This window comes from Nonomuraea sp. K271, assembly GCF_009908215.1.
Taxonomy (GTDB): domain Bacteria; phylum Actinomycetota; class Actinomycetes; order Streptosporangiales; family Streptosporangiaceae; genus Nonomuraea; species Nonomuraea longispora.
In genome coordinates this window covers 39,938-49,665 of the sequence record NZ_JAAAHR010000051.1, presented here as the reverse complement: position 1 = coordinate 49,665, position 9,728 = coordinate 39,938, and the positions used below count along the sequence as shown (strand labels likewise).

The following is a 9,728-nucleotide window of genomic DNA, read 5'->3' as shown; positions in this document are numbered from 1 at the left end:
AGATGCAGCCCCGCCACCCGCTGCCCTCCATGCCGGCCGACAACTGCACGATCCAGCTCGGCGTGCCCGGCCCGTGGCACGACCGGCTGCCGCACTTCCGCGCCGACCACGAGCCGAGCGGCGCCGGCGACGAGCTGCAGTCGGAATTGCTGCTGCCCAGGGAACACGCGGTCAAGGCGCTGCGCGAGCTGTACACGATCGGCGACAGGATCCGGCCCGTCCTGCACATCTCGGAGGTGCGCACGGTCGCCGCCGACGACCTGTGGCTCAGCCCGTTCCACGGCCGTGACAGCGTGGGCATCCACTTCACCTGGGTGCGCGACGTAGAAGCGGTGATGCCGGTGCTGCGGCTGGTGGAGGAGACGCTGGCGCCGTTCGAGCCGCGGCCTCACTGGGGCAAGCTGTTCACCGTGTGGCCGGACTGCCCCGACAGGTTCCGCTCGCTGGTGGGACGGCTCGACCCGCAGGGCAAGTTCGCCAACGATTTCACGCGGATACTGCTGCGGGAGTAGGCGGCGCCCACGGCTTGCGCCCCCTGGTGTAGCGGATCACAGGTCCGGCGGACGATGCGCGGGGCCCGGCCGTGCACGATCGTTGGGGCCATGACCGACCTCCCGTTCCGCTTCGGCGTCGTCGCCGGACAAGCGCCCGACGCGGCCTCGTGGACCGGCCTGGCCCGCAGGGCGGAGAGCATGGGTTACGCCACGCTGCTGGTGCCCGACACGATCGCCACGCTGTCGCCGTTCGCCGCCGCCGCCGTCGCCGCCACGGTCACGACGACCCTGCGTGTCGGCACGTACGTCGTCTGCGCCCCCTACCGGACGCCGGAGACCGTCGCGTGGGAGACCACGACGCTGCACACGCTCACCGGCGGCCGGTTCGAGCTGGGCCTGGGCGCCGGCCGGCCGGACGCCGAACAGGACGCCGCCGTGCTCGGTGTCGGGTTCGGCACGCCGAGCCAGCGCATCGAGCGGATCTCCAGGACCATCGACGCGGTCAAGGACGTGCGGGTCCTGGTGGCCGCCGCCGGCAGCAAACTGCTCCGGCTGGCCGCCGCGAAGGCCGACACCGTCGCGATCGGCGTGCCGCCGCACCATCCGGAGGAGCAGGTGGCGGCGAAACTGGACGAGCTGTACGAGCTGGCCGGCGACCGCTACAACGAGCTGGAGCTCAGCATGAACCTCGCGGTCGCCGGAGGCGAGCCGCCCGGCCGGCTGCTCGACCGCTTCGGTCGCACCGGCAGCGGGATCCTCACCGGCACGCCCGACGAGATGGCCGACGTCCTGCGGTGTCGCCGCGACCGGCTCGGCATCTCGTACGTGACGGTGAACGCCCAGTGCATGGACGCCTTGGCCCCCGTCGTCGAAATGCTCGCCGGCACCTGACGGAACCTGACAGGTACGACCGGCACGATGAGCCCATGACAGCCAAAGGAACCTTCGACACCGCCGGCTGGGACGCCGAGCCGCCCTTCGACGAGCGTGACGGCGTCTCGCTCGGGGTCGTGACCCTGACCAAGACCTTCCACGGAGATCTGACCGGCACCAGCGTGGTCACCATGATGGTGGCCACCACTCCCGTGGAGGACTCGCGTTCGTACGTGGCGCTGGAACGCATCGAGGGCACCCTGCACGGGCGTCCGGGCACGTTCGTCGTGCAGCACGACGCCGTCAGCGACGCGGGTGAGCAGTCGCTGCGCATCACGGTCGTGCCCGATTCTGCGACGGGGGAGCTGCGCGGCCTCAGGGGTGAGCTGGACATCGTCATCGCCCCCGACGGCGGCCACTCCTACACCTTCGACTACCGGCTCTGACCCGCGCCCCGGTTCACCGCAGGCCGAGGCGGCGGGGCGGGGTGTGGATGTCGAAGTGCAGGTTGGACTGCGCCAGGACCGAATGGGGGCGCGTGCCGGGCGCGATCAGGCCGAGGCGTTCGAAGACGGGGAACCTCGCCGAGGTGGCGGTGAGGTGGCGGGGCCGCATGACCGGTGCCAGATGCTGTAGACGCCGACCCTGCCGTCCCTTCGGGCATACCAGCCCTGGGTGGGGTGGGTCAGGCGTTCGAGCCAGTCGGACTCGCCGTCGAAGCCGTCCAGCCGGGTGGGCGGCTCCGGTGACTCGGTGGCTTCGCAGTGAGCGGGGCCGGCCTCCAGGCTCCAGCGGGCGGGGTCGCCCGCCCAGTCGGCCTCGATGCTGATGCGGTCGCGCCGCCACGGCATACCCCACACGTGCTGCGGGATGGCGACCACCGGATGGTCGAGGCTGGTGCCGAAGAACCAGACGCCCGGCCTGCCGTGCGCGGTGACGTAGGCGCGGTAGTTGATCTGGCCGCAGCTGATCGAGGCCGGCGGCAGGAAACGGAAGTGGAAGTCGCGGTCGCGGAAGGCCACGGCCGAGACGAGGGCGCCCGGCCCGTCGGCGAAGGTGATCTTCATCGGGGCGAAACCGTGGGGCAGGTGCCGGGCCAGCGCGCCGGCGTCCACGCGATAGCTGATGATCGCGAAGTCGTCGAGCTCGGTCTGCGCGTGGTGCCAGCGCGGGCGCGGCCGGGGAGTGCCGGTGAAGCTCATGCCTCCAACATAACGATCACCGGTGCCGCCGCGAGGAGGGCGAGGAGGTCAGGAGGCGGCGGCGACGACGACGGCGACGTGGCCCACATGGACGCCCCGGCCGGCGAGCGCCTCGGCCAGGGACAGGGCGTGGTCGCGCAGGCCCGCCACCGCGATCCCGATGTTGCCCAAGGACGCCAGCGGGTGCGCGCTCCGCGGGGATAGGTCCTCAGACGTCGTCAGGGAGGTCGAGCAGCCGGTTGAGCACCGGGACGAGCTGCTCCTCCTCGTGGTCGAGGTGCGCCTCCAGCTCGGTGGCCAGCCGGTCCAGCTCGGGCCCGACGTCGGGCCCGACGTCGGAGTCCTCGCTCAGGAGCCGCCGGACGCGCTCCATGATCCGGGCCACCACCTGGTGCTCGGCGCGCAGCGTGGCCAGCACCTCGGCCAGCTCGGGGTGCTCGGCGGCGAGGTGCGGGAAGAGCCGGCGGTCCTCGCCCTCGTGATGGAGGTGGAGGGCGTCGCAGAACGCCAGGCAGTGCGTACGCAGGTCCGCCCCGCGCGGCGAGCGGCGCAGCTCCGCCAGGTCGCGCCGGAAGCCGTCGTGCAGTTTGACCAGCTCGTCGCCCCAAGCGACAAGTCGCTGTCGATCCGTTATGTCAGTTCCCTTCGTGAAAGATTGCCGTAAAAGGTGGCGAAGAGCGTGGCGAGCAGGGCCGCGCCCGCCGCGATGCCGAAGCTCCACCCGGCGCCCCCGCTCGACAGCGCCGCCGCCCCCACCGCGCCGGCCAGGCTGCTGCCCACGACTCTGACCAGCGCGTTCACCCCTCCAGCCGCGGCGGTCTTGGCGGGCTCGACGTGCTCGACGGCCATCGTGCCGAGCGCGGCGTAGCCGAGCCCGATGCCGAGGCCCAGCACCGCCGCGGCGCCGTACAGGTCGGCGTCCGCGTCCCTGGCGAGCACCAGCCACAGCGCGGCCACCGTCACCAGCGCCGACCCGGCGGCCACCAGCGTGGACGCGGTGAAGCGGCGCATCAGCCGCCCGGCCAGCATCGAGACCACGAGCATCAGGACGGTCGTGGGCAGCAGGTACACCCCCACCTGCAGCACCGAGGCGCCGAGCGGGCCCTGCGCGACCGCCGACACCGTCGTGATGGCCCCGAACAGCGCGAACCCGAGCAGGAACGACGCCACCGTCGCCCCCACCGTCCCCCTGTGCAGCAGCATGGGGATCTCGATCAGCGGTGCCGTCGTACGGCGGGCGGTGACGACCCAGACGGCTGCCACGGCCACGGCCGCGACCAGCAGCCCCAGCGTCGGCGGCGACGTCCACCCCCAGGTGCCTCCCTTGCTGATCGCGAGCAGCAGGCACACCAGCCAGGCCGAGACCAGTGCGGCACCGGCCAGGTCGGGACGTCCGGGCTCGCGGGCCGGCGGCGCCTCACGCACGACCGCCGCCACGAGGACGAAGCCCAGCGCCCCGAGGCCGGCCAGCATCCAGAACACGGCCCGGTGGTCACCGTCGACCAGTCCGGCGACGATCATGCCGCCGCCGCTCCCCACGCCGATGGTCGCGCTGAGCACGCCGATCGCCGTCGGCAGCCGATCGCCGGGCACCACCTCCCTGACCAGGCCCATGGCCAGTGGGAGCAGCGGCGCGGCGGCCCCTTGCAGGACCCTGCCGGCCATGATCGGGGCGAGCGCGGTCGACGCGGCGCTGAGCGCGGACCCGGCCACGAGCAGCGCGAGCGCGGCCAGTGAGACGGTGCGCCTGCCGTACATGTCGCCGAGCCTCGACAGCAGGGGGATCGCCACCGCGCCCGACAGCAGCCCGGCCGTGAGCAGCCATGAGACGGAGGTGAGCGGTTCACCGAGTCGCCGCCCCAGCAGCGGCAGCAGCGGCACCACCACGGTCATCTGCAGCGTCCCGACGGCCACCGAGAAGGCCAGCACTCCTACGGTCAGAGAGTTTTTATACACGTATAGAAAGTAGCATGGCAGCATGCCCTCCCGAACCGGACGACCTCCGAGGATCTCCCGGGCGGAGATCGTCACCGCCGCCCACCGCGTCATCGAGGAGGACGGCGTGGCCGGCCTGACCATGCGCAGGCTCGCCCGCGAGGTGGGCAGCACGCCGATGGCGCTCTACCATCACGTGCGCGACAAGGACGAGCTGCTCCTGCTCCTCCTCGACGACTACGCCGCCGGCATGCCCAGGCCGGAGCTGCCCGAGGAACCGGGCGAGCGCATCGTGGCCGCCGCCGCGGCCCTACGGGAGGGGCTGGCGGGGTGGCCGTGGGTCGTCGAGGTGATCCGGGCCGACGACCTGCTCTCGGTCAGAGCGCTGTGGTATCCGGAGCAGATCATCGACGCGGCCATGAGCGCAGGGCTGGCGATCGAACAGGCCGTCGACGCCTACCGCATCATCTGGCACTACACCGCGGGCGAGGTCGCCGGGCGGGCGGCCGCGGGCAGGAGGCGCGAGGATGGGAGCATGACGTACCGGGACCGCGTGTTCGCCGAGCTGGACGCGCGGGAATACCCCCGGCTCAGCCAGGTGGGCGGGCGGTGGGCCGAGCTGACCGCGCGCGACACGTACGAACAGGGGCTGCGCGCGCTGGTGAGAGGACTCCTGCCCGCAAAGCAGTGGCCGCGCGGGGGCGGTCCGTGAGACGGTCGGGTTCTGATGATCTCTTGGAGCGAGGCGGGGCAGGAACGGTCGGCGGTGTGGCGCACCGCGCTGGGCGCGCCGCCGCCGGCGCGCGTGGTGGTCGCCGACGACCGCATGAAGGCCGACACCGCCTACCGGCTGGCCTGTGAGGGCACCGCGCTGTTGTGGCGGGGCGACTTCCACAACGCCCGGCAACTGCTGCGCGCCATGGGCCGCCGCTGCAAACCTGCCGCGCCCGGCGGCGGGTTCCACCGCTACCGCCAGGCCAGGTCGCAACGCGCCCGCACGCTGGGCATGCTGCTCATCCCGTACGACACCGGCCACGTGGTGCCGCTGCGCCGCGCGCCCGACGTGCGTGAGGCGTGCGCCGAGGCGTACGGCCCCGACGCGCCTCCCGCGGTGGGCCAGCTGCGCGAGCTGCTCGGCGTGATCGGCGCTCACGAGTGGCGCAAGAAGGGCGTGTACGTCCCGGCGCTCGGCGCGCGCATCCACCCCCACCACGGCGTCTTCTCCCCGATCAGGGGCGAATATGTCGACCTGGTCGCCGAGGCGCCGCTGCCCGGCGACCGGCTGGCGTTCGACGTCGGCACGGGCACGGGCGTGCTGGCGGCCGTGCTGGCCGGGCGCGGCGTGCGCCACGTCGTCGCCACCGACCTCGACGAGCGGGCCGTCGCCTGCGCCTCCGCGAACATCGCCCGGCTGGGCCTGGACGAGCGGGTGGAGGTCGTACGCGCCGACCTGTTCCCGCCGGGGCGCGCCCCGCTCGTCGTCTGCAACCCGCCGTGGTTGCCCGCCACGCCGGTCTCCCCGCTCGACCAGGCCGTCTACGACCCGGGCGGGCGGATGTTGCGCGGGTTCCTCGACGGTCTGGCCGGGCATCTGGAGCCGGAGGGGGAGGGCTGGCTCATCCTGTCCGACCTGGCCGAGCACCTGGGCCTGCGCACGCGCGCCGACCTGCTGGCCGCGTTCGAGGAGGCGGGGCTGCGCCTGGCCGGCCGCATGGACGTCGCGCCCCGGCACGACCGGCCGAAGGACGAGAACGACCCGCTGCACGCGGCCCGCGCCGCCGAGGTGACCTCCCTGTGGCGGCTCACCCGCTGACCATGGGGGAGGCGGCGGGAGCGGTCCGGCATGTTAGCCAGGGCCGTTCAGCGGCAGGAGATGTCCATGCATATTTCGGGGGTACAGGTCGTTCTGCCTGATCACCGCTACGAGCAGGCGGAGATCACCGAGGCGTTCGCCCGGCTGACGGAGTGCGACGAGGACCTGCTGCGGCGCTTCCACACCGCGACCGGCGTGGAGGCCCGCAACCTCGCGCTTCCGCTGGCCGACTATCCCAAGCTCGACTCCTTCACCCGCGCGAACGACGCGTACGTCGAGACCGCCCTCGACCTCGGCGAGCAGGCGATGCGGGCCGCGCTCAAGAAGGCCGACGTGCGCCCCGAGAAGATCGACCACCTGCTGTTCTGCTCGACCACGGGCCTGGCCACCCCCTCGCTCGACGCGAAGCTGGCCCAGCGGGTGGGCCTGCGGATGGACGTCAAGCGGGCCCCGGTGTTCGGGCTCGGCTGCGCGGCGGGCGCGTCCGGCCTGTCCCGCCTGTACGACTACCTTCGCGGCTGGCCCGACCACGTCGCGATGCTCGTCTGCGTGGAGCTGTGCTCGCTGACGATCCAGCGCGACGACACCTCGATCGCGAACCTGGTGGCGAGCGGCCTGTTCGGCGACGGCGCGGCGGCCGTCGTGGCGACGGGACGCGGCCAGGGGCCCGAGGTCGTCGCCACCCGCAGCAGGCTCTATCCCGGCACCGAGCACCTCATGGGCTGGAGCGTCGGCGACCACGGCTTCCGCATCATGCTGGACCCCGAGCTGACCGGGTTCGTGGAGCAGGTGCTGGCCGCCGACATCAAGACCTTCCTCGCCGACTACGGGCTGGCGCCCGAGCAGGTCGCCACCTGGGTCTGCCACCCTGGCGGTCCGAAGGTCATCGACAAGATCACGCGTACCCTCGGCCTGCCGGCCAAGGCGCTGGACGTGACGTGGCGCTCGCTGCGCGAGCACGGCAACCTGTCGTCGGTATCGGTGCTCCACGTGCTCCAGGAGACCAGCGGCCGGCCCGGCACGCCCGCCGTGCTCATGGCGCTGGGGCCGGGTTTCTCCGCCGAGATGCTCCTGCTGCACTGGTGAGTGCGCGTGCGGGGGGCGGTGCTGGCAGGCTGTGGGCCATGAACGAGACACTGACGATGCTGCGCGAGGCGGCCGGCCGTACGTCGAAGCTGGTCACCGAGATCGGTGAGGACGAGTTCGCGCTGCCCACGCCCTGCGCCGACTACAACGTGCGGGAACTGATCAACCACCTGCAGTGGGCCGCCACGCTGTTCGAGTCGCTGGCGCAGGACGGCGGGTTCCCGCCGCAGAAGGAGTACACCGGCGACTTCCCCGAGCGGGTCGAGCGCATGCTGGCCGTCTGGGCGCGACCGGAGTCATGGGAGGGCGTCAGCCAGAGCATGGGCCTGCCGAAGAGTGTGCTGGCCAACATGGCGCTGACCGACCTGGTGGCCCACGGATGGGACCTCGCCCGCGCGACCGGCAGGACCTTCGAGGTGCGGGAGGAGACGGCCGCCGCGCTGCTGGCCTTCGCCCGGCAGATGGCGCCGACGGGCCGGGAGCGCGGGGCGTTCGGCCCGGAGGTGCCGGTACTGGAGAGCGCGCCCGTGCTCGACCGCGCGCTCGGGGTCATCGGGCGGGATCCGGCCTGGAAACCGTGATCCGCTCCAGCCCCTCGGGCTCCTTGCCGGGGTGGAGGCCGGTGAGCAGGGTGCTGACGGTGTAGAGGTGCCAGGCCTGCGCCGGCTTCTTGACCACGGGGTCGGCGAAGAGCGCGCGCACCTCGTCCGGGTTCACGACGGGGGTCAGGACGTCCAGGTGGTCGAGCACCTGCCTGCGCAGGATGTCCGTCAGCTCGGGTCCGGGGCTGGTGCGCCAGCTCCACCCGCCGCCGGTCTTCGCGGTGGGCATGTGCCCGGCGGGCAGACGGGACCGGAACCACCGTTTGGTCATGCCCTCCGCGAACCGCCACGGTTTCCCCTCGATCGGCACGTCCCGCAGCTGGGGGGCGAACCTCAGGATGAGGCCGTAGATCACCTCTTCCGACAGGCGCCAGCCCTGGTCCAGGCTCAGCGCCGCACGTACCACCCGGTTGTCCAGGAACGGCCGCACCGGGTCGCCGCGCCGCAGCGACCCGGCGCGGGCGCTGGCCTGCCAGCGGCCCACCTTGTACCAGATGTAGATGTGGTCGAGGGCCTCCAGCCGGTCCGGCCGGGCCTGCCACGGCCGGGCCAGCTCGCGCGCGTGCTCGTTGGCCTCCGCCGTGAACAGCTTCGTGTCCTTGGTGAAGGTGTTGGTGATCCGCCGCAGCAGCGCCTTGTCGCTGAGGTCTGTCTGGAGCAGGTTCAGGCTGCCCGCGCGCAGCGTCTCGCCGCTCTGCCCCGACATGGTGGGCTTGCCGGAGTACGGCAGGTAGCCGACGATCGACTCGTACGCCGACGTCATGCCCTCGCACGTGCGCAGCGTCTCCCAGGCCCGGCTCAGCGGGTGCTCCACCAGCACCGCGTCCTTCTGGGCGGTCTGCTGAGGCGCGATGACGGTGTGCTCCACCTTCAGCCGGGCCGCGATCTGCCGCGCGAGGATCACATCGGGGTGTGCGTCGAGCCCGTTCGTCGTCACCCTGAACGGCACCCGCGCCGCGTGCAGCAGCGCCGCCAGGATACGGGTGTCGCGCCCGCCGGTCAGCGCCAGGTTGACCGGCTCGCTCAGGTCGCGCAGCGGCGCGACGGTGGCCAGCAGCGCCTCCGCCAACTCGCCGATCGCCGCCCGCTTGGCCCGCGCCGACGTGGGCGCGGGCGCCGCCTGCGGCAGCGGCGCCTCGGTGATGACCCGCCGCCCGTCGCGCACGTCGATCCGCGCGTCGGGCCGCAGCGCCGTCACCCCCTTGTACGGCGTCTCGTCCGACAGGAAGAAGCCCTGCCTGATCATGGTCTGCAGGGCGAGCACGTCGTGGTCGATCCGGTCGGCCGGTTGGGCCGCCAGGTGCACGAGCAGAGCGCGGCTGCCGACGACGTGCAGGTCGGGCGTCTCGGCGTAGAAGACGGGGCACACTCGGTTGACGGCGGTGCTCGCGGTCAGCTGGCCGTCGCGGGCGATCCACGCGGAGAAGCAGCCGCCCACGGAGCCGCCGGGCAGCCTGGTCACGTCGGCGGGTTCGGCCAGGTGGCCGTTCAGCCCGATGACCCGGCCGTCGTGCTCGGTGATCAGCGGCGGCTGCCGCGTGTCGTCGGGTTCGTTGGTCCACGCGAGCAGTGACACGCCTCTGCCGTGCCATTCGCGGGCGCGGATGACGTCGGCGGGCACCGGGAAGGCCGTCTCGATGAGGGTCCGGGCCCGGCTCAGAACCTGAGCGGGAACGTCATGTCGCTTCGCGGCCAGAGCCAGATACACGCGCACGGCGTCATG

12 protein-coding genes are annotated in these 9,728 nt (G+C 72.6%); 7 read left to right on the top strand and 5 right to left on the bottom strand.

Going from position 1 to position 9,728, the window contains the following annotated elements:
- The 3 genes from GUY59_RS19545 to GUY59_RS19535 form a co-directional block, all read left to right on the top strand.
- Positions 1-512 (top strand): D-arabinono-1,4-lactone oxidase (locus GUY59_RS19545; RefSeq protein ID WP_330849182.1); only part of this gene is annotated, 512 nt, incomplete at its 5' end.
- Between the two features lie 90 nt (positions 513-602).
- Positions 603-1,385, top strand: coding sequence for an LLM class flavin-dependent oxidoreductase (locus GUY59_RS19540; RefSeq protein WP_138201371.1), 783 nt, complete (start codon positions 603-605; stop codon positions 1,383-1,385).
- Between the two features lie 35 nt (positions 1,386-1,420).
- The gene (locus GUY59_RS19535; RefSeq protein ID WP_138201372.1) at positions 1,421-1,813 is read left to right on the top strand and encodes a DUF3224 domain-containing protein; all 393 of its coding nucleotides are present in this window, start codon (positions 1,421-1,423) and stop codon (positions 1,811-1,813) included.
- A 105-nt stretch (positions 1,814-1,918) separates the two neighbouring features.
- On the opposite strand, the gene GUY59_RS19530 is transcribed toward GUY59_RS19535, so the two are convergent.
- From GUY59_RS19530 to GUY59_RS19520, 4 genes are read right to left on the bottom strand one after another with little or no spacing between them, the layout of a single operon-like run.
- Positions 1,919-2,569: a DUF2071 domain-containing protein gene (locus tag GUY59_RS19530; RefSeq protein ID WP_138201373.1), complete on the bottom strand. Its 651-nt coding sequence runs from the start codon at positions 2,567-2,569 to the stop codon at positions 1,919-1,921.
- Positions 2,570-2,617: 48 nt separating this feature from the next.
- A complete protein-coding gene (locus GUY59_RS50045; protein ID WP_269128838.1) occupies positions 2,618-2,740 on the bottom strand; it encodes a hypothetical protein in 123 nt (40 codons plus the stop codon).
- A 37-nt stretch (positions 2,741-2,777) separates the two neighbouring features.
- Complete coding sequence (locus GUY59_RS19525) at positions 2,778-3,290, bottom strand: hemerythrin domain-containing protein (protein ID WP_138201374.1); 513 nt, start codon at positions 3,288-3,290, stop codon at positions 2,778-2,780.
- Positions 3,200-4,525: an MFS transporter gene (locus GUY59_RS19520; protein WP_138201375.1), complete on the bottom strand. Its 1,326-nt coding sequence runs from the start codon at positions 4,523-4,525 to the stop codon at positions 3,200-3,202. The genes GUY59_RS19525 and GUY59_RS19520 overlap by 91 nt, the downstream gene beginning before the upstream one ends.
- Positions 4,526-4,547: 22 nt before the next feature.
- Here GUY59_RS19520 and GUY59_RS19515 point away from each other — a divergent pair, with 22 nt between their 5' ends.
- The 4 genes from GUY59_RS19515 to GUY59_RS19500 are packed head-to-tail and all read left to right on the top strand — an operon-like array spanning position 4,548 to position 7,984.
- Positions 4,548-5,216 carry a TetR/AcrR family transcriptional regulator gene (locus GUY59_RS19515; RefSeq protein ID WP_138201376.1) on the top strand — a complete coding sequence of 223 codons (669 nt, stop codon included), beginning with the start codon at positions 4,548-4,550 and terminating at the stop codon, positions 5,214-5,216.
- Positions 5,217-5,231: 15 nt separating this feature from the next.
- Complete coding sequence (locus GUY59_RS19510) at positions 5,232-6,317, top strand: 50S ribosomal protein L11 methyltransferase (protein WP_138201377.1); 1,086 nt, start codon at positions 5,232-5,234, stop codon at positions 6,315-6,317.
- 30 nt (positions 6,318-6,347) lie between these two features.
- The gene (locus GUY59_RS19505) at positions 6,348-7,403 is read left to right on the top strand and encodes a type III polyketide synthase (protein WP_330849181.1); all 1,056 of its coding nucleotides are present in this window, start codon (positions 6,348-6,350) and stop codon (positions 7,401-7,403) included.
- Positions 7,404-7,441: 38 nt separating this feature from the next.
- Positions 7,442-7,984 carry a TIGR03086 family metal-binding protein gene (locus GUY59_RS19500; protein ID WP_138201378.1) on the top strand — a complete coding sequence of 181 codons (543 nt, stop codon included), beginning with the start codon at positions 7,442-7,444 and terminating at the stop codon, positions 7,982-7,984.
- Here GUY59_RS19500 and GUY59_RS19495 read toward each other — a convergent pair.
- A complete protein-coding gene (locus tag GUY59_RS19495) occupies positions 7,953-9,719 on the bottom strand; it encodes an asparagine synthase-related protein (RefSeq protein ID WP_138201379.1) in 1,767 nt (588 codons plus the stop codon). The genes GUY59_RS19500 and GUY59_RS19495 overlap by 32 nt on opposite strands.
- Between the last annotated feature and the right edge of the window lie 9 nt (positions 9,720-9,728).

Coding starts and splice junctions, on each gene's coding strand:
- GUY59_RS19540 (WP_138201371.1), top strand. CDS start 603: ATGACCGACCTCCCGTTCCGCTTCGGCGTCGTCGCCGGACAAGCGCCC.
- GUY59_RS19535 (WP_138201372.1), top strand. CDS start 1,421: ATGACAGCCAAAGGAACCTTCGACACCGCCGGCTGGGACGCCGAGCCG.
- GUY59_RS19530 (WP_138201373.1), bottom strand. CDS start 2,569: ATGAGCTTCACCGGCACTCCCCGGCCGCGCCCGCGCTGGCACCACGCG.
- GUY59_RS19515 (WP_138201376.1), top strand. CDS start 4,548: ATGCCCTCCCGAACCGGACGACCTCCGAGGATCTCCCGGGCGGAGATC.
- GUY59_RS19510 (WP_138201377.1), top strand. CDS start 5,232: ATGATCTCTTGGAGCGAGGCGGGGCAGGAACGGTCGGCGGTGTGGCGC.
- GUY59_RS19505 (WP_330849181.1), top strand. CDS start 6,348: ATGTTAGCCAGGGCCGTTCAGCGGCAGGAGATGTCCATGCATATTTCG.
- GUY59_RS19500 (WP_138201378.1), top strand. CDS start 7,442: ATGAACGAGACACTGACGATGCTGCGCGAGGCGGCCGGCCGTACGTCG.